The following is a 23084-nucleotide window of genomic DNA, read 5'->3' on the forward strand; positions in this document are numbered from 1 at the left end:
CCACATCGGGCTTCTCTAAATACGGACTACTGACGCGTAATCCCGCAAACTGGTTTACTGTTGAGGGTCTACCGGAGTGTAATGTGCCAACTGGTCTTTCCGTTCCAAGGCTACCGAAGCGTACGACCACATCGGGCTTCTTAAAACACGGACTACCGACGCGTAATCCAGCAACCTGGTTTCCCTGTTGAGGGTTAACCGGAGCGTAATGTGCCAACTGGTCTTTCCGTTCCAAGGCTACCGACGCGTACGACCACATCGGGGTTCTCTAAACACGGACTACTGACGCGTAATCCTGCAACTTGGTTTCCCTGTTGAGGGTTTATGGATGCATAAGGTGTCAACTGGTCTTCCCTGTTAAGGGGCTATGGCGGTATAATACCGCGTCCTGCTTCTCCCAGCAGGGATTGACCGGGTGACTCCAGGTCACCCGGTCAATAACATCTCAGATCCAATCCGCCAGCCCCCGAATCGCCTCTTCCTTTTTCCGTTCCATCTTAAAAAAATTCAGAATTTTTTTCACCCAAGGGTAGGGTAAAAGAACACTGGTGCGGTTAGCATACGAAAATGAATCAATAACACACTAAAATTCATACGTTATGAAAGCAATGACTCGAACAATCGCAACACTGGTTTTAGCGCTGTTTTTTGCAGCTCCTGCAGCAATGGCGCAAACAACCGATCAGGATCAGACGAAATTACAAACCAAAGATCAGTTGAAAGACGGATCATGTGATGGTGATGGTCCTGCACAAGACAAACTGCAACAACAGGATCGTTCGCAAATCAATCTGACTGATGCGCAAATGACCATGGTTGCCGAGAAACAGGAAAGTGCCAACCAGTTCCGCACAAATTTCCGGGCTACTTTAACCGAAGAACAGATGGCTATTTTGGAAAACCAGGAAATGACCCGCGAACAAAAACGCGAAGCTTTGATGGCAACCTTGACCGAAGAACAACAGGCAATGCTTCAGGCACAGGAACAAGTTCGTGCTGAAAACCGCCAGCAGTTCCGTCAAAGTGTGACCGGAGAACAAATGAAACAAGCACGCCAGCGACTGCAACAGTCTGAGACCTGCGAAAATGCAACTGCTGTACAAGAGCAGGTGCGCCAGCAAGCGCAGCAGCAAATGCAACAACAAGCTCAGGAGGCTGCACAGCAAGAGGCGAAGCAGCAAGGCTCTGAGAATGCCGGTAGCAATGGCTACGGGGGTAATGGTAAAGGTGGTAATTAATTAAAAAGGTGGAGCCGCCTACGGGCGGCTTTGTCATTTTGGTGGCAAGAAAGCTAATGGCCGGTAAAAAACAAGTATGGACAAATTCGAGTTTCGAGTTTCGAGTTCCAGGTTTCAAGTTTCGGGTTTCGAGCTTCAAGTTCCGGGTTTCTGGTTACTGCGACTGATCCCTCGCTGGTGCGCGATTGTATCGCGTTCCCTTTTTGAAATTTGGAATTTAAAAGCTGGAATTTGAGTCAACTTGCAGCCTGAGGCTCGGATCTTGAAGCTCTTTAAATAGAAAAAACATGAAACGGATAAGCTTAATAGTAATAGCACTGTTGATGTTGTCGGGAATGGCAGTGGCACAGCATACGGATATTCTGGAGAATGAACGCATCAACCGGATTGACTCACTGCTGAGCGATGTGTTGTTTGGCGACGATGATCTGTATGCGCTCTTCAACCCGAAGCAAAATTTCCATTTCATCTATGCCGGAACCAACTTCAGCAGCAAAACCTATTTTGCCGGTCGCGAGATTGGCAGCGACCAGTATAACCTGTCCGGTCAGCTGTATTATATGCACTCCAAAGGTTTCTTTGCCGGGGTGTCGGGCAGTTGGTACAGCCAGCTCGACCCTGGTTACCGCACCACGGTGCTTTCAGCCGGTTTTGGGCGCGGCCTCAAAAAAGCGTCCTTTTTCCGCTATCGGGCATCCTTCGATTATTACCTGTTCCATGTCAATGATCCCGACTTCGATCCGATATACAATTCCAGCCTGAATGCAGGGATCACCCTGAAATCGAAGATGCTTGGCACTCGCCTGGATGGAACACTTTTGATGGGAAAAGAATTTGGGCAGCAAATATCGTGGGATGTATACGCTTACCTGAACCTGCTTAAATTCGGCCGTTATAATTACCTGCGACTGGAGCCCGAGGTGAGCTTGTTTTGGGGTTCCGAAGCTGCCGAGTTCTTATTGAATGAAGCCTATTTCGACGAAACCACACAGACGGAGATTTCAACCTACTATAAAGATGTTTTCGGCTTGCTGAACATCCAGCTGCAACTGCCATTAAACCTGAGCTGGAAAAGCTTCGATCTGGAAGTTTCGTATAATTACAACCTGCCGCAAACTGTTAGCGACAGCTACGAATATCCAAACTCTTCTTATTTCCGCATTTCGCTGGGCTATATTTTTAATTTGTAAAGTTCATATTTTCAGCTCGTCAGCTTGGTTTTAAATGACTTCCTCGTTTTTGTAATTGAATGTTTGATGGCTTTGACCTATTTTTAGTGCAAACAAATTAAACACGATGTACAGAAGAGGAATATTACTGTTGATGATTGGTCTTTGCTCACTAGGCTATGTAATGGGCAAAGGAATTGACAAAAGCGGACGAATTGAATATGCGGCCTGGCGAAACGGCGCAATTGTGCCGGGTGGTGACAAAATGATTGTGGAGTACACCGACAGCATTGCTAAAAGTTGGCTGGATCAGTCGGGTAAAGACCTGATCCCTGAAGTTCCGAAGCAAGTCAACTACTTTGATTATGATGGCACCACGCTAATTCGGCAGGCTACTTTTATGAATGGCGAGCGCTATTTCACAACCTATCCCTTCTCTAAACTAGATGGATTTAAGCCGGAAGGAAAACCCGAGCGGATTGCGGGATACAGATGTCAAAAATATGTTGGTTCTTCATTTTCCAATAAAATAGAATTGTGGGTAACAACCCGAACTGGTTTGCAGGGAACGCCGATGATGTATTTCCCTTTTCCCGGGGCAGTCGTAATGAAATATGTTCGTAATGAGAGCTCGGGCTGGGAAGCAACTGATGTTCATATCTACCGAAAAAAGAAAATTCCGGAAATTATACCAGCCGACATGGGCATCGGGGTTGATGACGTTGAATTTAACCGTCGGTTGAGTAATTCTTTTGTGAAAGACGTACCGGTTTTTACCAAGCAACAAATAAATTGGGGTGATCAGATTGTCAATCCGAAGGGCGAGTATACCGATTCCTTGTATCGTTTTGCCGGCGGAACAGTTGTGGTAAAACGCGTGAAGCTGCCGCAGGTACCTGACGGAACCTCGGTATTTGCACAGGTAACCGAGCAGTCGAATGGCGATGCCTACGATCGGACAGGTTCGGTGTTTGTGATTCCTGTTGATAAAGCCCGTAGCTTCCTCGACGGATTAAAATATGGCGTTGATTCGCTTCCGAAATATACCAGTAAAGAGGGCAAAGTTTATCAGGGCGTCGTGGAGACGAAGGATTACGATCCATTGCTGGAGTTGATGCGTTTCTTTACGCCTTTTGGTGTTCATTATTTTAATAAAAAACGCGATGTTGGTATTAACTGGGCTGATTCTGTAACCTACAAAGAAGATGTGACTGATTTGTTACCGGCCTTACAAGGTGACTGCTGGATCGGTGTTTTTGTCGGTAATTACGATGGTGGTGGCCATAAGGTGAGCCTGGATCTGAAGTATTACCTGAACAACCAGGAAGTATCGGATAAACCAGCCAAAAAATATTGGGTGCAGCCGGTTTTCAATACAACTAATGTGATGGAAATGGCTGGTCAGGAGTATGGCACCCTATTTAAGAAGGATACCCTAACGGTTGACTTTGTTGTTCCGGAAGGGGTAAAAAATGTGACTTTCCGCTATATAACTACCGGCCATGGCGGCTGGGACGGTGGCGATGAATTTGTGCCAAAGAAGAATGAACTGTTTATCGATGGTCAGCCGTTTTTCAGTTTTACCCCCTGGCGCGTCGATTGCGGAACGTACCGGGCGTCGAATCCGGCATCGGGTAATTTTTGGAACGGACTTTCATCATCCGACTATAGTCGTTCGGGATGGTGTCCGGGTGCTGTCGCCCAGCCCTATTTCACACCGGTGGATAATCTGAAGCCGGGTAAACATCGGATTCAGGTTTATATTCCGTTAGGAGAGTCCGACGGAAACATGTTTAGTGCCTGGAATATCTCCGGTGTATTTGTTGGCGAAATCGAAGAATAACAGCTAAGCTGAAAAGATAGGAACAGGGGACTATGCAAAGCGCATAGTCCCCTGTTTTATATGGATGTTTTAGTAGTCCGAATCTCGTCCCGAGGCCTTTAGAAGCACTCGAAGCAACTCATTGAATTGGTCAGCCTTTTTAAGCTCTTCAATGCTTTGTTTCATGCGGTATCGCCATTTGTGGCGCACGTTGGCCGGCAGGTTAATTTGTTCATCCTGGGTCTTATCCCAGCGGAGTTGTCCGTCCATTGACAGTAAATCCTGGATTGGAAGGGTGGCCCACATAGCCGGTGAGTAGAAATGCTGGGTGATAATTTGCTGGCAAACCTCCGGCTCGGCAAAATAGGGGGCAGTTCCCCAGTTGCCTAACTCCTGGTTATAAAAGAGCTGTGTTGCTTCGCGGTCTTCTTCCCACCACCCCCGGATGGTCGACATGTCGTGTGTTGAGGTGGTGCAAACCGACAGGTAAGGGGCATCTGACGGATGGGCAAACTGTTTGGTCGGATCTTTCGGCATCCGCTGAATCTCGAGGCTTAAGATATTGAGCTCGTCCATAGCTTTGGGCACACAGGCGGGTATCATTCCCAGATCTTCGCCGCATACCAGCATGTTCCCAACAGCGGTAATTACCGGTAGCTTTTCCATGCCTTTTCGGTACCAGAACTCTTCGTGTCGCCGATAGAAATAATGGTTGTATAGCTCTTTCAGTCGTTCCTGTGTCCATGGATCCAGTTCTGTATATGAGCTTGTTGTCATCATCGAAATGCGCGGATGCCATTGGTTGTATCCGGTACCGACGAGTACAACGTTTGATACCAGGTCGAACAGACCAGCTCGTATGCGGAGTTTGTCGGATTCCAGTTGTTCCTCTTCAATATCATTTAAAAAGTAAGTGTTAATCTTTTGTTGGGTGTTGAATTCTTCCTTTAAGCGATATTGCTGATTGCCTAAATCATCCAGATAGGTTTGGATGATGCTATCGGTGTCCTCGCCAAACTGCTCGACCAGCAAATGATAGCGAATATAAGGTTGCGTTAGTCGTTCATAATCAAACCGAACTCCAAATTGCTCAATTTCTTCAGCTGTTAATGGTAGTGCCGGGTTGAAATGCCCCAGTAAAGCTTCAACGGCATCGCTCGGTACTTCCCAGATTCGGAAGAAACCCAGAATATGGTCAATGCGGTAGGTGTCGAAATATTCAGCCATCTTCTGCATTCTTCGAAGCCACCAGGCATAATTGTCTTTGGCCATTTCGTCCCAGTTGTACGTCGGAAAGCCCCAGTTCTGACCTTTCACGGCAAAATCATCGGGTGGCGCACCGGCTTGGGCATCCAGGTTAAACAGATGAGGTTCCATCCAGGCTTCCATGCTGTTGGGACTTATGCCAATGGGGATGTCGCCTTTCAGGATGATGCCGTTTTTTCGGGCATAGTTGGATGCTTCTTTCAGTTGTTTATCCAGATGGTACTGAATGAAATAATGCACCAGAATATCGTCCCGGCTTTCGGCACCCGGAGCACTTAAAGCTTCAACTTTAAACCGGTCGTACCGTCGGAAATCCTCCCAGTTGCGGAAGTCGGCTGTTTTAAATTTGTCGCGCAGATAGACGAAAGCAGCGTAGGGAACCAGCCAGTCTTTGTTGGCTTTGAAGAATTGTTTGAAACTGTTACTCTTGAACAGTTTCTCACCATCCTGATCGTATATTTTTTTGTAAAAGCGCGATTTAATGCGATGAACCTCGGGGTAATCGACATGCATTTCCAGGTTGAGGCGTGCGCGATGTGTTGCAAACTCCTCCTTCAAACTCAGATTCTTTAGGGTTCCGATCTTGTCAAGACTCAGGTAAATGGGGTGAAGCGCCATTACCGAAATTGACTTGTAAGGATAGGAGTCGAGCCAGTTGTGAGAGGCTACAGTTTCGTTGACCGGCAGAATCTGGACCATCCTCATTCCGACCGACTTTGCCCAGTCGATAAAATCCAGCAGGTCGCTAAAATCGCCTATCCCAAAACTATTTTCACTGCGCAGTGAAAATACCGGCACGGCAACACCCGCCCCTTTCCAGTTGCCTAAGGGGTACCGAAAAAAGTTGTCGGTTTTAAGGTAAACGAAAGATGCTTCATGCACAGGGATTGTATTTAATTCGCGGTCGAAGCCTTCCTCCACGGTTGCCAGTTTACCGGTCGTTAAATCCCAGATCCCGTATTTGTAGTGAATCGGAAATTTCAGGTTTTCAGCATTAAGCTGAACTGTCCATACCGGAAAGTCATCGCCGCACTCCATCAGCAGCGGTTGTGTTTTGCTCCAGTTTCCTAAAACCTCCTGGTTGCCAATCATGCAAACTTTATAGTTGCCGCTGACCCGGGGAACGCTAATCCGAAATTGAAGGATCTTATCTTTTAAGATTCGGTTGATCTTCCCTTTGTTTTTTCCGGGTTTCATAATGACCTTCGAAAAGGAGGAGGTGTAAAATGCTTTTTCAGCCGGTGAGAGGGCTTTCCACTTGTCAGCTAATTCGATGGTTGGTTGCGGGTAGTTTTGCAAATCAATAAAATGGTTACTTCCCCATTCCCAATGCAGGTTTTCACTTGTATCCTGCATGAAGTATTTGTATTCCAGTCGCTCAACAGCGGGTGAACAGTCCAGGTCAATCACCCAAAAACCATTCTCAATATTGTACATGGGAAGCGCTTTTTCCGGATTCCATTTCCCTAATTCATCGACCGAGCCGGATAAAAAAATCTTTTGTCCCAGTGTTGTGTTGTAATGAAGCTTGAATGTCAATTTCATAAATCACCAGTTTTAATCGTGTTTTACTAAGCTCAGGACTCTGTTTCCTGATCAAAAGGTACAATATTTCAGATTTATATTTAAAGAGATCAGTCAGATTTCAGCTTTTGCTGTTTCTAAAACATACCGTTGGGTCTCCTTTTCCGCTACTGCAATCAACCAAACTGATGATACGGTGTTATTAACCTTTGCTGGTACATACAATGCTTGAAACTTCAACCCGATAAATACATTCTTATGAAAAGAATTTATAAGTTTTTGACTTCCATGCCGTTTATGGGCTTCTTGTTGGCGGTGTTCGCAATTTCGATGGCTGTGGCAACATTTACCGAAGCTAGTTACGGAACCCCGGCTGCTAAAAGTATTATTTACAATACCCATTGGTTCGAGCTTGTTTTGGTGTTGCTGGGCTTTAACCTGATGGCGAATTTTCTGAAGTATAAGATGTATTCGGCTCGGAAAATGGTGGTTGGTCTTTTTCATATTTCCTTTATTTTGATTGTTATTGGTGCCGGAATTACCCGCTATATCAGTTTTGAAGGGGTGATGCATATTCGTGAAGGGGAAAGCTCCAATTCGATTGTGTCGACCGATACTTATATGATTCTTCAAATGCCTGGCAAGCAGGAAAAGACGAAAGTTCTTTTTTCAGAATTACGCTCAGGAACCTATTCGAAGTCGATCGAGCTGGCAGGACATCATGTCCGGTTTAGGTCGGTTGGATTTGTGAAGAATGCTGTAAAAACACCGGTTGAAAATGCAGCGGGTGAGCCAATGGTTGACTTTGTGGTGTCGGCCGGACAAGGCATGATGCCGTTTACCTTCAAAAAAGGGGAAATAACCAACCTGGGATCGTTGACTGTGGGGTATAGCCCAAAGGCTGATATTCGTTTCGAGGATGAAGGTGATCAATTGTATATTGTGACGGATCGGGATTTGGAGATTCGCTCCATGACCGGTGAAGAGCCGGTAAAGATGGCTGCCGGCAGCCGACAGCCGGTACTGCCCATGCACTTATATGCTTTCGATAATTACCTGATGTTGGTTAAGAAGTTTTATCCCCATGCTTTGCTTCGGGTGAACCGATCGACACAAGGGGATTCGGGAGAGGATGCTGTATTGCTGGAAGTGTCGGATGGAGACCATGTTGATCATGTGAATGTGTTTGGGCGCCCCGGACAAATCGGGCGGCCCGTGACTTATATGGTGGGTAATACGCCAATGAAAATTTCGTATGGCTCGGAGTTGATTAGCTTGCCATTCTCTCTTTATCTGAAAGATTTTCAGCTTGATCGTTATATTGGTTCCGATAGTCCTTCGTCCTTTGCCAGCGAGATTAAACTGGATGATCAGGAACACGGAGTTCATGAAGACTACCGCATATTTATGAATAATACCCTGAAGTATCGGGGCTATCGTTTTTACCAGTCGTCCTACGATCAGGATGAACAGGGTACGGTACTTTCGGTCAATAAGGATTTCTGGGGCACATTTGTCACCTATGCAGGCTACCTGTTGATGGCGATTGGCATGATCCTGGCTTTATTTGCGAAGCATTCCTATTTCCGTTCCCTGGTTCGTCATTTAAAAGAATTGAATAAAGCGGGAGTTGCCGGCATCGTCTTGCTGTTTATGATGCTGGCAAGCCCGGCGCATGCCAACGATGCTACACTGAACGGAATTCCGGCATTGGATCAGGATTTGGTGAGCGACTTTTCCGAGTTGTGGGTTCATGGTAATGACGGGCGCATCGAACCCATGTCGACGGTGGATCATGAAATTCTGCGTAAGCTTACCCGGAAGTCTTCGTTTGAAGGTAAATCGGCGGATGAAGTCGTGCTTAGCATGAACCTTTTTCCTGAGCTTTGGCGCACGGTGCCGATGATTAAACTGGATAAAACAGTCGCTGAGAAATTAGGGACAACAGAAAAATGGGCGTCGGTTGTTGATTTCTTTGACGAGAAGGGGCAGTACCGTATTTTGCAGGAGGTGCAGGCTGCCTACAAAAAGATGCCGGCTCTGCGCAATCAGTCGGATAAAGATTACCTCACCGTAGATGAACGTGTCAATATTTGCTTCATGGTTTTCAATGGCGAGTTTTTCACCTTTTTCCCGCCTGTTAATCCGAAGGATGCCTGGTATGCCGTTGGGAGTAATCCGACCGGATATTCCAAAGGAGATTCTTTGTTTGTAGCCAGCGGCTTTAAGTTGTTGCGTGAGTCGCTGACCCCCGGAGGTGAAATTCAACCCCGGCAAATTATGGCAACGGTAGCTAGTTTCCAGCAAAAGTTCGGAGCCGATATTTTACCATCGGAACAGAAAAAGAACATGGAGCTGATGTACAACCAGTACCAACCTTTCAAACAAATATTCCCTTGGTACCTTTTGCTTGGTTTCGGCTTACTGGTGGTTCTGTTTGTTCATATTTTCCGGCAGAAAGCAGTCAGTAAACCGGTACGAATCACCTTCTCTTCCTTGATTATCGTGTTGTTCCTGGTTCATACGGTTGGGTTGATTTTACGCTGGTATATCGCGGGACACGCTCCATGGAGTAATGGCTATGAGTCGATGGTTTATGTGTCCTGGGCGACCATGCTGGCAGGGATTGTCTTTGGTCGGAAATATCCGATGGTTCTCGGAATTGCAGCTTTTTTGACGGGTATCACGTTGTTTGTAGCCCATCTAAACTGGATGAACCCGGAAATTACGCATTTGGTGCCGGTGTTAAAATCGTATTGGCTGCTTATTCACGTGGCGGTTATTACAGCCAGTTATGGTTTTATTGGTTTGAGCTCTTTTGTAAGCTTGCTGGTGTTGATCCTGTATGCTTTTATGCAGGAAAAAAACCAGGCCAATGTGGAACATTTTACCGATCAGCTGACAACCATTAGTGAGCTTTCTGCAACGCTTGGATTGTACATGTTAACGATCGGAACCTTCCTTGGTGGCGTTTGGGCTAACGAAAGTTGGGGCCGCTATTGGGGGTGGGATCCTAAGGAGACCTGGGCGCTGATTACCGTTGTTGTTTTTGCATTCATCGTTCACATGCGATTTATACCCGGTCTGCGAGGTCGCCTTAATTTTAATGTGGCTGCTGTCCTTGGTTTTTGCTCAGTGCTGATGACTTACTTTGGAGTGAATTATTTCCTGAGTGGCATGCACTCGTATGGAAAAGGAAGTGTTGAGGGCGTGCATTGGTCGGTTTATGTGGCGCTGGGTGTCATTGCTGTGCTTATTTTTATGGCTTCCAGCAAGTATCGGAAATACGTGCTTCCCGACAAAAAATAGCTTTGCCGGATCTATAAGCTTGCGTATAACAGCTTTTGACCCGGTTGCTAATAAGGCCTAAATATTATCTTTGCCGGGTAATTAAACTTAGAGTGAAAGAATGACTGTTAAGGTTACGCGTACGTTTGACATTCTGGATCATTGCCTGGAAAACTTTCCACGGAAAGATGCTTTAGGCGGTAAAAATGCTTCGGGATGGTACACTTACTCAACGGCTGAGTATGCCGAAAATTCCAAATATTTTGCACTGGGGATGATGGCCCTGGGGCTGAAGAAAGGTGATAAAGTAGCAACTGTTACATCGAACCGGCCGGAATGGAACTTTGCTGATATGGGCTTGGGAATGGCCGGAATGGTTCATGTGCCGATTTATCCAACCATCGGTGACGATGAATATACTTACATATTGGAGCATGCCGAAGTGCAATGCCTGATTGTGGGCGATAAAAAGCTTTGTGAAAAGTTGCAGCCCATTGTGGAACAGCTTAGTGGCATCAAGTTGGTTTTTTCTTTCGACTTTGAAGGATGTCGCGGGTTTGGTGAAATACTTCAGGCCGGGCGCGATGCCGAAACCGAACTGGGTGCCCAATTGGAAAAAATTAAGAATGCTGTTCAGCCGGATGATATTGCCACCTTAATTTATACATCGGGAACAACGGGAGTTCCAAAAGGAGTGATGCTCTCGCATGCGAACCTGGTTTCGAATTTCACGACGCATGCTAAAATGCACGATTTAGGTAAGGATCATCGCGTAATCAGTTTTTTACCCTTATGTCATGTTTATGAGCGCAGTGTAAATTACCACTTTCAATATAAAGGAATGGGCGTTTACTATGTGGGAAACCTGGGGCAAATTGTCAATGCAATCAAGGAAATTAAGCCACACATGTTCAACTCGGTTCCGCGTCTGCTGGAGCGTGTTTACGATGGTTTTGTTTCGAAAGGGAATGATCTGAGTGGCCTTAAAAAAGCCATTTACTTTTGGGCTTTGCATTTAACTCGTCATTTCGAATTCAATAAGAAATACAATCCTTTGGTGGCTCTTCAAATTAAACTGGCCGATAAGTTGGTTTACTCGAAGTGGCGCAAAGCCTTGGGAAATAATATAATTTACATTGTTTCGGGAGGTGCAGCCCTTCAGCCCCGCATTGCTAAGGTGTTGGGTATGGCAGGTATGTATACCCTCGAAGGTTACGGACTGACTGAAACTTCGCCGGTTATTGCGGTGAATAATCCGTATACAGGCGAGATGAAAATCGGGACTGTCGGTACGGTATTGGAAGGCGTAGAGGTCAAAATTGCCGATGATGGTGAAATCCTGTGTAAGGGGCCGTCGGTGATGCAGGGGTACTATAAGGCACCGGAGCTAACTGCTGAGGTGATCGACGAGGATGGCTGGTTTCACACGGGTGATATTGGTCATCTGGATGAAGGGAAATACCTGAAAATTACCGATCGGAAGAAAGAAATGTTCAAGATGTCGGGCGGTAAGTATATTGCACCGCAGATGATTGAAAACAAGTTAAAGGAGTCGTTCTTTATTGAGCAGGCGATGGTGATTGGTGAAAACGAGAAGTTTGCCAGTGCTTTGATTTCTCCGAACTTCGATTACCTGCACGATTGGTGCTCTCACCATAAAATCCACTTTCGGGATAACCAGGAGCTGGTTCAACTGAAAACGGTGCAGACGCAGTACCGAAAAGAAGTTGCTTTAATCAATAAAACGCTTGGTGAGCACGAGGAGATCAAACGGTTCCGATTGGTGTGTGAGGAATGGTCGCCGCAAAACGGGGAGCTTTCACCTACGCTGAAGTTAAAACGGAACTATGTGACTAAAAAATACAAACATCTGATTGACGATGTTTATGCCGTATCGAAAAATGGCAATGGAAGCGGAGGTGGTCTAAAGTTACCTCGGGTCAATCTTCGCTTCGACTTAAATAAGCTGACCAAGAGATTGAAATAAATGAAAGCCATCGGAAAAGATGGCTTTTTTTATTGAATGCAGATGTGCAATGCTGCTTTTTATTTGTTTTTGAAGGAAAAGACAACTACTGATAACTATGGACAACCAATGACAACGTCTGGCCTATCGATATACATATTCCATTGTCCTGCTATTTGGGAAGTTCAACCAGTTTTTTTCGGCAGCCCTATCCACCAATGCGTTTCACTTTAAATCCCTGGTTCTTTAAAATATCCATCACCTTATCCCGAAAGTTCCCTTGAATCAAAATTTCTCCGTCGCGGGTTGATCCACCAACGCCACATTGCGTTTTCAGAATGCGTGCCAACTCTTTCAGTTCGTCATCGGTACCTTCAAATCCGGTAACCAGCGTTGCCGACTTTCCTTTGCGGCCTTTTTTATCCAGCTCAACATACAAGGTTTGTTTGTTAGCCGGAATCGAGGGCACTTTTTCCTGCTTTTCTTCTTCCTGTTTGTTTTGTGAGTCGGGTGAAATTGAAAAAGCCATCCCCAACTTATCTTTCCAGTCTTCTGCCATATCAAAGTTTTTTTCAAAAATAGGATAAAAAAAGGAATTCGAAGGTTCCTGAAAAATGTGAACAATGGGTGAACCTTTAAGCGGGCTTGGGGGTTTGAAAGGATGATTGAAGTTGAAAAGAAGAAAATGGCAAAACTCATCGAGGTAAACTCACTGCAGGATATACTTCCGGCATATCGGAATACAGCTATTAGCTTGTTGCTGGAATACCACAATTTGAATAAGACGTTCAAAAACTACAATCAGGCGCAGATCCTGATTGGGATGTGTATGGATAACCGGAAAAATTTGTGGATTCCGGAGAATTTTGCTTTTGTTATTCGATCGGGGGGAGCCAACTTGTTCTTTCACGAGTTTCAGGTTTCGTATGCCATTGGCGTTGGTGGCGTAAAATGTATTGCATTAATTGGGCATAACCATTGCGGCATGGAACAGCTGGATGAACAAAAAGAAGAATTTATAACTGGTCTGGTTCATAATGCGGGTTGGAAAGCCGAAAATGCAAGTTCGCACTTCGAGAATTTATCGCCTTTCTTCGAAACCGGAAATACCATCGAGTTCCTGCTTTGCGAGGTCGACCGACTGCGTAAACGCTACCCGAAAGTAATTGTAGCACCGCTATATTTTGATGTTGAAAACGGGAAGATTCTACAAATTGTACCCGATTAATTGAAAGATAAAAGGCTGCCCCGCAGGACAGCCTTCGATAGAATTAAAACTTGAAGTCAATTCCGGCAAAAAAGTTAATGCCTGCCTGCGGAAAATAGCCATCCATTTTGTAGCGTTCTCCACCATAGTAGTACGAGTAAACCCAGGCGTTACTCTCGTATTCGGCGTCGAAGAGGTTATTCACCATCAGGTGCAGCTTTATTTCTTTAAACAGCATTCCTTTCATGGTGTAATCCACTTTCAGGTTGTTCACAAACCAGGCATCCAGCTTCCTGTCGCTACTCGATGTATTGTCGATGTACTGGTCGCTCACGTAGTTCGAAAGCAAACTGATTGATAAGCCTTTGGCTGCTTGCAGACTCAATTGGCTATTTACAATAGTGTTAGGAGAGAACGACAGGTCGGTTTTGCCCAGCTTATTTTCTATTTGACCGCCATTGTCCCAATCATCCACATATTCGGTAAAGTTTTTAATCTTGTTTTGGCTGAAGGTTGCATTCACATCCCATTTCAGCGCGTGGGTAATTTTCAGTCCGCCCATCAGCTCAATACCGGCGCGGTAGCTGTCGGCGGCATTTTCCATAATGGTTGCTCCCACATCGTTGAGCTCCCCGGTTTGCACCAGTTGATTTTTGTACAACATGTAATAGAGGTTAGCCCCGATTGAGTAGTTGCGACGTCGGTAAGTATAGCCTGCTTCAAAATCATTGAGAGCCTCAGCAACCGGTTGCTTGCCGTTTGGATCGGCATCCACAAAATTATCGCGGTTTGGCTCGCGGTGAGCACGGGCATAGCTCAGGTACGCTTCGTTTTGTGCGCTTGGCTTGTAGTAAATACCCAACTTCGGATTGAAAAAATCGAATTTGTGTTTCTGGCTGATATCGCGCAGGTCGTCGTTTATTCCGGTAATGTTATAATCGATGTGGCGATATTGAAGATCAGCATACAAGTTTAAAGCTTCCGTCATTTGCAGGTTGTATTTCCCAAATACGTTGAAGTCTTTTTTCACACCTTTACCCCGGTACCATTCAAACTGACTATCGACGCTTGTTCCGCCGTACCAGTCTTCCACTGTCAGGTTATCACCCATATATTGTGCCCAGATTACGCGGCCAAAGTGGCGACCGTCGTATTCATTTAAGCCACCACCAAAGGTGAATGCATTGATGCCATCGTCGTAATTTAACGAGTAAGTAGCCCCGTAAAAATCGTTGTCCAGCCATTTGCGAACAACCATGTCTGTCACATCAATCCCTTCAGGAGCTGTCATTTGGTAATCCGCATAACTTTGGTCGTATTCGTAGTTCTCATAATATCCGCGGCCATAAGTATAATGCAAGGCTGCATTTAAATTCAGGTATTCATTGAATTTATGCGAAAAGTGCAGCTGATAATGGTCTTGCTGGTAATGATCGACGGCATTTTCATAGGTGTAGAAGTTGTATGTGCGGGCATCCGAATTGATCAGGTCGTTGTAGCGCTTCTGGTTTTCCCGTTCCGATCCCGACCACAACCAGTCGTCCAGGTAGCGTTGCATCCCCGCCTGGTCGTTATTCAATTTCACAGAAGGAACGCCGTACCAGGCCTGGTAAGTTTCTTCGAATCCTGAGAAAACATTCACCTTCACGATGGTATTTTCGGTGTAATAGCCACCCGAAACAAAGAAGGATTTCAGATTGGATGAAGCGCGGTCGATGAAGCCGTCAGACGTTACTTTCGACAAACGCACATCGAAGGCAAACTTGCCCAGCAGTCCTGTTCCGGCAGAAACCGTGTTTTTTAAGGTTGAATAAGAACCTGCAGAACTCCTTAGTTCGGCATAAGGTTGCTTGTTCAAGGTAGTTGTTTGCAGGTTGATGGTTGCTCCGAAAGCTGCAGCTCCGTTAGTTGAAGTTCCCACACCACGCTGTACCTGAATGTTGTCGATCGATCCGGCCAGATCGGGAATGTCTACGAAATAGGTTCCGTGCGATTCGGCATCGTTCATCGGAATGCCGTTCACTGTTACATTGATGCGGTTCAGATCGGTACCGCGAATGCGGAAGTTGGTATAACCCACGCCTGCTCCTGCATCTGATGAAGCTACCAATGAGGGGGTCATGGTCAGCAGATAAGGGATATCCTGTCCCATGTCGCGATTTTCGATGGTTGTTCGGTCAACCGATGTTTTGGCAACCGGTGTTTTATCTCCGGCGCGTGTTGCCGAAACCATCACTTCCTCGGTCATGATTCCCGATTGCTTTAAGCTGATGTTAATGGTTTTGTTGCTGTTCTTCAGCTCAACAGTTTGGCTTGTTTTGTCGTAGCCAATAAACGAAATGATAAGTTCATAAGTTCCCGAATGTAAATCCTTGATCTCAAATTTTCCGTTCGAATCCGCAACAGCTCCGGTGTACGTTCCGGCCAAAACAATATTGGCGCCAGGCAGTACTTCATGTTTCTCGTTCATCACGACACCGGAAATTGAATACTGTGCGAAAGTTAAGGTGGTCAGACTCATCATGACCAGTAGAAAAAATACTTTTTTCATTTTTTGAGTGAAAGTTTGGTTAATAAATAACCAATGAGGTGGAAACTCTCGTTCCCTTGTTGCGCCCTCCCTCCGCCGGCATTACCCGGATCAGGTTCTTTGGGTATGATCTCAGTCCGTTGTTTTAGGACACCCCATTGCTAATGGCGGCAAATTTAGATACAATCTAAATAATGCACAAGTTTTTTTAAACTTAAATCAGTTTTAGGATCGAAGAGGTACATTCAAAGGCATTGTAAACGAATAATTTACCTGAGAGTGTTTCTCCCGCTCCTGTAAGGATCTTCAAGACTTCCATGGCTTGTATACTGCCAATAATCCCCGGTAATGCGCCGAAAACTCCCTTTGGAGCACCATCAAACGACTGGTCTTCCGGTGCTTCCGGGAAAAGATCTTCGTAAACTGGTCCTCCCTGATAATTAAACACGGAAACCATCCCTTTAAACTCTTCGATGGAGCCATGAACCATGGGCTTTCCTTGTTGTCGGCAGGTGTGGCTAATCAGGTAGCGGGCCCGAAAATTGTCGGTAGCATCAACAACGACATCGTAAGCTTGAATCAGGCTGGCTGCATTCGATTCGGTTAGCCGTTCAAAAAAGGGTAATACCCGTACGTTCGGGTTGATCGCTTCCAGTACTTCTTGGGCATGGGTAACTTTAGCCTGTCCGACGACATCAGAATTATACAAAATTTGCCGTTGCAGGTTGGTCAAGCTTACGTTGTCATTATCAACCAGCCCCAGCAGTCCAACTCCGGCTGCAGCCAGGTACAGAGCAACCGGAGACCCGAGTCCTCCTGCGCCTATAATCAATACTTTGGCATCTTTCAATTTTTGTTGCCCGGCCTCCCCAATTTCGGGGAGCATGATTTGCCGGGCATATCTTTCTTGTTCTTCTAAATTCATGGTCTAGGCATGTTGCATATAAATATCCCAATCTTTCCAAACGACTTCGTATCCCTGGGACTTAAGAGCCGTCTCTACTTGAGCCGGGCTACGGTCGTCGTTGATCGAGAATTGTTCCAGCGATTCGTCTTTGGTGGCATATCCCCCGGGTTTAGTGCTGCTGCCGGCACTCATGGTCGTAGCACCTAGCTTGGCCAGGTTATCACGCATTGCTGAACTTTCACGGGTTGAAATTGATAGTTCCACATTTTCGTCCAGCAAGCGATAAGCACAAATGAGCTGAACAAACTCGCGGTCGTTAATCGGATAGTCCGGGTTGAAGCTCCCTGCATGAGGACGTAGTCGTGGAAAGGCAATGGAATACTTCGTTTTCCAATGGTGCTTTTTCAGGAACTGAAGGTGGAGAGCCGTGAAAAATGAATCAACCCGCCAGTCTTCGAGTCCCAGCAAACAGCCTAAGCCTGTTTTATGGATTCCGGCTTGTCCCAACCGTTCCGGCGTTTCCAACCGGTAACGGAAATTTGCCTTCTTACCTTTGGGATGATAAATGGGGTAGCGTTGTTCGTTATAGGTTTCCTGGTAGACATATACGGCATGTAAGCCGGCCTCAACCAAGGCCTTATATTCTTCGGTCTGCATGGGTTGCACTTCAATCGAAATCTGTGCAAACAACGGCTTGAGCAAGCTTATCATTTCCCGCAGATACCCGAAGCTTGCTTTACGCGGATGTTCACCGGTAACCAGGAGAAGGTGTTCGAATCCCAAATCCCGAATGGCTTTCGCTTCCTCCAGAACTTGTTCCTTCGTGAGTGTACAGCGGTTTATATCATTGTTGTGGTTAAAACCGCAATAGGTGCAAAAGTTTGTGCATTCATTCGATAAGTAAAGTGGGACATAAAGCTGGATGGTTTTGCCAAAGCGTTTGAGGGTTAACTCGCGGCTTTGTTGAGCCATTTCTTCCAGGTAGGGAGCCGCAGCCGGAGAAATCAACGCCATGAAATCGTCGATGTTTCTTTCGGTTTTGTTGAGTGCTTTTTCAACATCAGCAGCTGTTTTACTGTAAATCAGGGCCCGTGTCGAATCCCAATGGTAATGTTGTATCAGGTTGTAAAAATCCATCGTTTTTAATCTAAGAATGAAGTTAGCGGACTACTGGCTTCTGCATGATCGCGGATGGGAGCCAACTTGGCTTCCCGCGCAAGGGCTGCTGATTCGACAGCCAATTTGAAAGCTTTAGCCATCATGACCGGATTGTTGGAAACAGCAATGGCTGTGTTGACTAAAACAGCATCAGCGCCCATCTCAATGGCCTCAGTGGCATGTGATGGTGCTCCGATTCCCGCATCAACAATGACAGGGACATTGGACTGCTCGATGATGATACGCAGAAAGTCGCGTGTTTGTAAACCTTTGTTACTACCGATTGGTGCTCCCAGTGGCATTACTGCTGCTGTACCCACATCTTCCAGCTTTTTACACAAAACAGGGTCGGCCTGGATGTATGGAAGAACGACAAAACCGAGTTTGACCAATTCTTCAGTTGCTTTCAAGGTTTCTTCCGAGTCGGGAAGAAGGTAGCGGGGATCAGGGTGAATTTCCAGTTTAACCCAGTTGGTACCCAAAGCTTCACGCGCCAGTTGAGCTACAAAAACGGCTTCTTTGGCAGTGCGAACGCCTGATGTATTTGGAAGCAGATTGATACGTGGATGATTCAGGTGTTTGAGTAGATCATCATCGCTGTTGCTGATGTCAACGCGGCGCAAAGCCACGGTTACCAGTTCGCTCCCGGATTCGAGCAAAGCTTCCTCCATGATGGTGTTCGAACTGAATTTGCCTGTGCCGGTAAACAGGCGTGACTGAAATGTTTTGTCGGCTATTTTTAACAGTTTCATCTTTTGTTTTTTTAAGAAATTCTTTCGGTTGAGATAGTGGTTCGCTCAATGGCTTTCATCCATTCCCGGGTACTTTGCGCAATGCTGTCGTTTCTCCAAATGGCAGATGAAATTGCCAGTCCATGTAAGCCTGTTTGCATCAGATCTTTTGAATCGCTGAGCTCAACCCCACCGATTCCTACGACAGGGATATTGATGTTCTGTGCCATCATCTCCTTCAAGATTGATCGGTAACCGTCAAGCCCAAGTACGGGGCTCAGCTTCTCTTTGGTTGAGGTGAAACGAAAAGGTCCTAAGCCAATGTAGTCGACTCCCTGCTCCGCCAGGCGAATGATATCATCGATTGTATTAGCTGTCCCCCCAATGATGAAATTGTTGCCAAGCAGTTTGCGGGCTTCTTTGGGCGAGCAGTCCTGCTTCCCCAGGTGTACGCCGTCAGCGCCACATTGAAAGGCAAGTTCGGGATTATCGTTGATAATAAACGTAAAGTCGAATTGGGCTTTCAACGCTTTGATCTTCTTCGCTTCAGACAAAATCTGTTCATCGCTGTGCTTTTTCATGCGCAGCTGGATCCATCGGCATCCGCCCTCCAGTACCTGACGGGCTTGTTTTGCCGGACTGCAGTTTCCCGTTGGGTGCGTGATGAACTGCAGTTTTGCTATTGTGTTGCTCATAAACTCATTTTTAGCGGTTTTCGATAGAGCCGGTAGCTCTCTCTTTTGAGATTCATAAAACGATCAGCCACCCGGGACGGCGATTTGCCTTCCTGCCAGATGCTTCCAAGGGCTGCCATACCATCGAAGCCGATATTACGACAAGTTTGAACAGTGGACACTTCGATACCCCCCAGGGCAATTACTTCAGCCTTATTGTAAGTAGCCAGAAAATTTGTCAGCTCGTCGTAGTCGAAATTGGCTTGATGGCCTTGTTTGGAGATCGACGGGAAAATAGGGCTCAAAAAAGCATAGTCAATTTGATCGGGCAGTTGGCGCAATTCTTCCAGGTTGTGGCACGAGGTACTTTGGCTTCCTTCGAAATCTCGCCATTGTTCCATACGGTCTTTCGTTCTTGCGGTAAAGTGAATGCCACCCAGCCCAAAATCAACAGCCAGTTGAAAATGATCGTGGATGATGATTCTGCTGAAAAACTTCGGGGCGACAGACTTTAGCAGTTTGCTGATTTCTTCGACCGACCAGCTCGGCTTTCGCAGATGAAAGTGTTGAAGTCCCGCATCAAAAAGATTGTTGATCACTTCGGCTTCGTGCTTGAAATGATCGGGATGTGAAATCACGATAAGCTTCATGATTGGGTATTTACCGGTTCTTCAACTTCTTCTTCGTAATGTTTGCAGGGTCCATGTTGCTTTTCAGCTTTCATGTTGCGAATTTCATGAGACGACTTCATCGAACAGAAATTATCACCACACATCGAGCAGAAGTGCGTCTTCTTATTCTCAGCATCGGGCAAAGTTTCGTCGTGAAACTGAATGGCTGTTTGCGGATCCAATGCCAAAGCAAACTGGTCTTCCCAACGGAATTCGAAGCGGGCTTTGCTCATGGCATCGTCGTGCAGCTGGGCCCCGGGGAATCCTTTCGCCAGGTCGGCAGCATGGGCGGCCAGCTTGTAGGTAATCACCGCTTGCTTCACGTCTTCACGGTTCGGTAACCCCAGGTGTTCCTTTTGTGTCACGTAGCAAAGCATGGCCACGCCGTGTGTTCCGATGATTGCTCCGCCAATGGCTGAGGTAATGTGATCGTAGCCGGGAGCGATGTCGGTTGTTAAGGGGCCTAAGACATAAAAAGGAGCATTATCGCAAACTTCCTGCTGTAGCTCAACATTCTCCTTGATTTTATGTACCGGCACATGTCCGGGACCTTCAATCAGAACCTGTACATGAACAGCGCGAGCCTTGTGGGTCAGTTCTCCCAATACTTTTAATTCGGCAAACTGTGCTTCATCGTTGGCATCGTAAACCGAGCCTGGGCGCAGACCGTCACCCAGAGAAACAGCAACGTCATAAGCAGCAAGAATCTCGCAGATCTCGTCGAAGTGGGTGTACAGGAAATTTTCCTGATCGTGGATCATGCTCCATTTGGCCATGATGGCTCCACCGCGCGACACGATGCCGGTCATTCGTTTTTCGGTTAATTCAACATGATCGCGCAGTAAGCCGGCGTGGATGGTGAAATAATCAACGCCCTGTTCGGCTTGCTCAATAAGGGTGTCTTTGTAAATCTCCCAGTTCAGCTCTTCAACTTTGCCATTCACCTTTTCAAGGGCCTGGTAGAGTGGTACTGTGCCAATTGGAACAGGGGAGTTGCGGATAATCCACTCGCGGGTTTCGTGAATGTTGTTTCCGGTCGAAAGGTCCATTACTGTGTCCGATCCCCAAATGATGGCCCAAACGGCTTTGTCAATTTCTTCCTGTATGCCCGACGAAAGGGCAGAGTTTCCAATGTTGGCGTTGATCTTCACCCGGAATTTCGAGCCAATAATCATCGGCTCGCACTCGGGGTGGTTGATGTTGCAGGGAATCATGGCACGGCCGGCAGCAATCTCCCGGCAAACGAATTCCGGTGTGATGTAACTGTCGATTTTGTGCTCGCGACCTTCATTTAGTTTATCGAGATTCTGGTTTTCGCGGATAGCCACGTATTCCATTTCTGGTGTTACGATTCCCTGTTTGGCATAGTAGTATTGAGTTGGTACCTGCCCGGCTTTGGCTCTTAGAGGTCTGACATTGACCTCCGGATATCGGATCGGGTCCAGCTTTGCATCGGCTTGGCGCATTTGTCCGTAGGCCGAACTCAGGTTCGGCAACTCTTCAACATCAGCACGTCCGTCAATCCATTGCTGGCGTAGTTTGGGCAATCCTTCTTTGATGTTGATCCGGTAGTCCGGATCGGTGTACACCCCCGAAGTGTCGTAAACAAAGATCGGTTCGTTGGGATGGTTAATACCTTGCTTGTCTGTAAACGTCGAAAGGGTGATTTCCCGCATTGGCACGCGGATCTCCGGACGGCTACCTTCAATATATATTTTACGGGAGTTGGGGAACAGCGTACTTCCCTTCAGCTGTTCGGTAAGTGATTGGTTTTTCATGTGGGTACTTAAAAAGGTGAGCTGAATTAACCGCCCTGTGTTGCTTTGATGATGAGTATTTTGTCGTTGGCGGAAAATTGAAATCCGGGCCATTGCTCCCGGCGCACGATCTGATCGTTTATAGCCAGTGCAATTCCTTTGGTTGAACTAATTTGAAGCGACGAGAAGAGATCCGAAATGGATGCGGAATCAGGCAATTCCATCGCTTGCTGGTTTACAATTACATGCATAATTCAGTTAATTGATAATGAGTAATTGCAATAGGATGGAACTATCCGGACAGTGTTTACACAAATCCCTCCGCCGGTATTAACCGGATCAGGTTCTTTGGGTATGATCTCAGTCCGGCATTAGCCGGACACCCCATTGCGTATGAATGGCTGTAAAGGTAGGGCAAAATAAAAGTTTCTGAACCCTTACCAGTCAATTAATTTTTTTGGTTAGTGTGAAAATATTTCAGTATCAATTGGTTGTGATCTGAATTTTTGACTTCATTTCAGTCAAAATGACATTCGAAATTGCAAATTTTTTGCCCAAAAATCCGTAAAACTACTTTGGAGCGCCCTTTGATTATACATCGGTGAAAACAAAAAAAAGCATGTTTAACTAATGGATAGGAGGACAGAGTTATGTTACCATTTGTAAGATCAAACAGAAATGTACCGAGTTTATTCGACGATTTCTTTGGCAAGGATGTATGGAATGACTTTTTTGAAAAATCAGGATGGAACAGCAGTCCCAATGTAAATGTGTACGAGAAGAAAGACCATTACGAAATAGAATTGGCTGCTCCGGGCCTGGACAAAAAAGATTTCCACATTGATTTGAAAGACAATGTACTGACAATTTCTTCAGAAAAGAAAGAAGAGAAAAAAGAAGAAAAAGACAGCAAAATTGTGTTCTGCGAGTTTAATTATTCAAAATTCAGTCGTTCATTCCAATTGCCCGAAGGTGTTGATGTGAATAAGATTGAAGCTTCGCACAACAACGGTGTATTGAAAATCAGCGTTCCAAAACGGGAACAAGATCTGGGTAAAGCACCAAGAATGATTGAAATCCATTAATCGGATGGTACCCAAAGAAATTGATTGAATATTGAAATTGGTTTTAGTTTAGTTTTAGTTAGTAGAAAGCCCTACCCGTTTACGGAGTAGG

The 23084-nt window shown here is 46.0% G+C and carries 18 protein-coding genes and 2 riboswitches; of the genes, 7 read left to right on the forward strand and 11 right to left on the reverse strand.

Translation table 11 applies throughout. The annotated features are described in order from the left end of the window. Window positions 1-259, reverse strand: a 259-nt coding sequence (locus AC37HE_RS07850) for a hypothetical protein (RefSeq protein WP_500782259.1), incomplete at its 3' end; no start/stop codon positions are given. 340 nt (window positions 260-599) lie between these two features. Between AC37HE_RS07850 and AC37HE_RS07855 the strand changes: the two genes are divergently transcribed. The 3 genes from AC37HE_RS07855 to AC37HE_RS07865 all read left to right on the forward strand — a co-directional run bounded on the left by AC37HE_RS07855 (window position 600) and on the right by AC37HE_RS07865 (window position 4250). Further along, window positions 600-1238, forward strand: a complete 639-nt coding sequence (locus AC37HE_RS07855; protein WP_500782260.1) for a hypothetical protein — start codon at window positions 600-602, stop codon at window positions 1236-1238. A gap of 287 nt (window positions 1239-1525) precedes the next feature. Then, a complete protein-coding gene (locus AC37HE_RS07860; protein ID WP_500782261.1) occupies window positions 1526-2428 on the forward strand; it encodes a hypothetical protein in 903 nt (300 codons plus the stop codon). A gap of 106 nt (window positions 2429-2534) precedes the next feature. Next, window positions 2535-4250 (forward strand): PNGase F N-terminal domain-containing protein, encoded by a 1716-nt coding sequence (locus AC37HE_RS07865; protein WP_500782262.1) that lies wholly within the window; start codon window positions 2535-2537, stop codon window positions 4248-4250. Window positions 4251-4319: 69 nt separating this feature from the next. Here AC37HE_RS07865 and AC37HE_RS07870 read toward each other — a convergent pair whose 3' ends face one another. Next, window positions 4320-7040, reverse strand: a complete 2721-nt coding sequence (locus AC37HE_RS07870) for a 4-alpha-glucanotransferase (protein ID WP_500782263.1) — start codon at window positions 7038-7040, stop codon at window positions 4320-4322. A 237-nt stretch (window positions 7041-7277) separates the two neighbouring features. Here AC37HE_RS07870 and ccsB point away from each other — a divergent pair, with 237 nt between their 5' ends. Both ccsB and AC37HE_RS07880 read left to right on the forward strand, forming a co-directional pair. After that, complete coding sequence (gene ccsB / locus AC37HE_RS07875) at window positions 7278-10328, forward strand: c-type cytochrome biogenesis protein CcsB (RefSeq protein ID WP_500782264.1); 3051 nt, start codon at window positions 7278-7280, stop codon at window positions 10326-10328. 100 nt (window positions 10329-10428) lie between these two features. After that, on the forward strand, window positions 10429-12294 hold the full coding sequence (locus AC37HE_RS07880; protein ID WP_500782265.1) for an AMP-dependent synthetase/ligase: 1866 nt from the start codon (window positions 10429-10431) through the stop codon (window positions 12292-12294). Window positions 12295-12481: 187 nt separating this feature from the next. On the opposite strand, the gene AC37HE_RS07885 is transcribed toward AC37HE_RS07880, so the two are convergent. Beyond that, window positions 12482-12832: a translation initiation factor gene (locus AC37HE_RS07885; protein WP_500782267.1), complete on the reverse strand. Its 351-nt coding sequence runs from the start codon at window positions 12830-12832 to the stop codon at window positions 12482-12484. 126 nt (window positions 12833-12958) lie between these two features. Here AC37HE_RS07885 and AC37HE_RS07890 point away from each other — a divergent pair, with 126 nt between their 5' ends. Continuing rightward, the gene (locus AC37HE_RS07890) at window positions 12959-13501 is read left to right on the forward strand and encodes a carbonic anhydrase (RefSeq protein ID WP_500782268.1); all 543 of its coding nucleotides are present in this window, start codon (window positions 12959-12961) and stop codon (window positions 13499-13501) included. Between the two features lie 43 nt (window positions 13502-13544). Here the strand turns inward: AC37HE_RS07890 and AC37HE_RS07895 are convergent, their stop codons facing one another. From AC37HE_RS07895 to thiS, 8 genes are all read right to left on the reverse strand, one after another. After that, complete coding sequence (locus tag AC37HE_RS07895) at window positions 13545-16031, reverse strand: TonB-dependent receptor (RefSeq protein WP_500782270.1); 2487 nt, start codon at window positions 16029-16031, stop codon at window positions 13545-13547. Between the two features lie 50 nt (window positions 16032-16081). After that, window positions 16082-16178, reverse strand: a riboswitch (TPP riboswitch). A gap of 46 nt (window positions 16179-16224) precedes the next feature. Then, the gene (locus AC37HE_RS07900) at window positions 16225-16935 is read right to left on the reverse strand and encodes a HesA/MoeB/ThiF family protein (protein ID WP_500782271.1); all 711 of its coding nucleotides are present in this window, start codon (window positions 16933-16935) and stop codon (window positions 16225-16227) included. A gap of 3 nt (window positions 16936-16938) precedes the next feature. Further along, window positions 16939-18054: a 2-iminoacetate synthase ThiH gene (gene thiH / locus AC37HE_RS07905; RefSeq protein WP_500782272.1), complete on the reverse strand. Its 1116-nt coding sequence runs from the start codon at window positions 18052-18054 to the stop codon at window positions 16939-16941. 5 nt (window positions 18055-18059) lie between these two features. Next, window positions 18060-18827 (reverse strand): thiazole synthase, encoded by a 768-nt coding sequence (locus AC37HE_RS07910; RefSeq protein WP_500782274.1) that lies wholly within the window; start codon window positions 18825-18827, stop codon window positions 18060-18062. An 11-nt stretch (window positions 18828-18838) separates the two neighbouring features. Beyond that, window positions 18839-19501 (reverse strand): thiamine phosphate synthase, encoded by a 663-nt coding sequence (locus AC37HE_RS07915; protein WP_500782276.1) that lies wholly within the window; start codon window positions 19499-19501, stop codon window positions 18839-18841. Beyond that, on the reverse strand, window positions 19498-20130 hold the full coding sequence (locus tag AC37HE_RS07920) for a thiamine phosphate synthase (protein WP_500782277.1): 633 nt from the start codon (window positions 20128-20130) through the stop codon (window positions 19498-19500). Before AC37HE_RS07920 ends, AC37HE_RS07915 begins: the two co-directional genes overlap by 4 nt. Continuing rightward, complete coding sequence (thiC, locus tag AC37HE_RS07925) at window positions 20127-21929, reverse strand: phosphomethylpyrimidine synthase ThiC (RefSeq protein ID WP_500782279.1); 1803 nt, start codon at window positions 21927-21929, stop codon at window positions 20127-20129. The genes AC37HE_RS07920 and thiC overlap by 4 nt, the downstream gene beginning before the upstream one ends. A gap of 26 nt (window positions 21930-21955) precedes the next feature. Then, window positions 21956-22159 carry a sulfur carrier protein ThiS gene (thiS, locus tag AC37HE_RS07930; RefSeq protein ID WP_500782281.1) on the reverse strand — a complete coding sequence of 68 codons (204 nt, stop codon included), beginning with the start codon at window positions 22157-22159 and terminating at the stop codon, window positions 21956-21958. A 47-nt stretch (window positions 22160-22206) separates the two neighbouring features. Continuing rightward, window positions 22207-22305: riboswitch (TPP riboswitch) on the reverse strand. Between the two features lie 253 nt (window positions 22306-22558). Between thiS and AC37HE_RS07935 the strand changes: the two genes are divergently transcribed. After that, window positions 22559-22993: an Hsp20/alpha crystallin family protein gene (locus AC37HE_RS07935; protein ID WP_500782283.1), complete on the forward strand. Its 435-nt coding sequence runs from the start codon at window positions 22559-22561 to the stop codon at window positions 22991-22993. The last annotated feature ends 91 nt before the right edge of the window (window positions 22994-23084 follow it).

The organism is Mangrovibacterium sp. (genome assembly GCF_059905295.1).

Coding starts and splice junctions, on each gene's coding strand:
- AC37HE_RS07915 (WP_500782276.1), bottom strand. CDS start 19,501: ATGAGCAACACAATAGCAAAACTGCAGTTCATCACGCACCCAACGGGA.
- AC37HE_RS07855 (WP_500782260.1), top strand. CDS start 600: ATGAAAGCAATGACTCGAACAATCGCAACACTGGTTTTAGCGCTGTTT.
- AC37HE_RS07900 (WP_500782271.1), bottom strand. CDS start 16,935: ATGAATTTAGAAGAACAAGAAAGATATGCCCGGCAAATCATGCTCCCC.
- thiH (WP_500782272.1), bottom strand. CDS start 18,054: ATGGATTTTTACAACCTGATACAACATTACCATTGGGATTCGACACGG.
- AC37HE_RS07865 (WP_500782262.1), top strand. CDS start 2,535: ATGTACAGAAGAGGAATATTACTGTTGATGATTGGTCTTTGCTCACTA.
- ccsB (WP_500782264.1), top strand. CDS start 7,278: ATGAAAAGAATTTATAAGTTTTTGACTTCCATGCCGTTTATGGGCTTC.
- thiC (WP_500782279.1), bottom strand. CDS start 21,929: ATGAAAAACCAATCACTTACCGAACAGCTGAAGGGAAGTACGCTGTTC.
- AC37HE_RS07860 (WP_500782261.1), top strand. CDS start 1,526: ATGAAACGGATAAGCTTAATAGTAATAGCACTGTTGATGTTGTCGGGA.
- AC37HE_RS07890 (WP_500782268.1), top strand. CDS start 12,959: ATGGCAAAACTCATCGAGGTAAACTCACTGCAGGATATACTTCCGGCA.
- AC37HE_RS07870 (WP_500782263.1), bottom strand. CDS start 7,040: ATGAAATTGACATTCAAGCTTCATTACAACACAACACTGGGACAAAAG.
- AC37HE_RS07885 (WP_500782267.1), bottom strand. CDS start 12,832: ATGGCAGAAGACTGGAAAGATAAGTTGGGGATGGCTTTTTCAATTTCA.
- AC37HE_RS07935 (WP_500782283.1), top strand. CDS start 22,559: ATGTTACCATTTGTAAGATCAAACAGAAATGTACCGAGTTTATTCGAC.
- AC37HE_RS07910 (WP_500782274.1), bottom strand. CDS start 18,827: ATGAAACTGTTAAAAATAGCCGACAAAACATTTCAGTCACGCCTGTTT.
- thiS (WP_500782281.1), bottom strand. CDS start 22,159: ATGCATGTAATTGTAAACCAGCAAGCGATGGAATTGCCTGATTCCGCA.
- AC37HE_RS07920 (WP_500782277.1), bottom strand. CDS start 20,130: ATGAAGCTTATCGTGATTTCACATCCCGATCATTTCAAGCACGAAGCC.
- AC37HE_RS07895 (WP_500782270.1), bottom strand. CDS start 16,031: ATGAAAAAAGTATTTTTTCTACTGGTCATGATGAGTCTGACCACCTTA.
- AC37HE_RS07880 (WP_500782265.1), top strand. CDS start 10,429: ATGACTGTTAAGGTTACGCGTACGTTTGACATTCTGGATCATTGCCTG.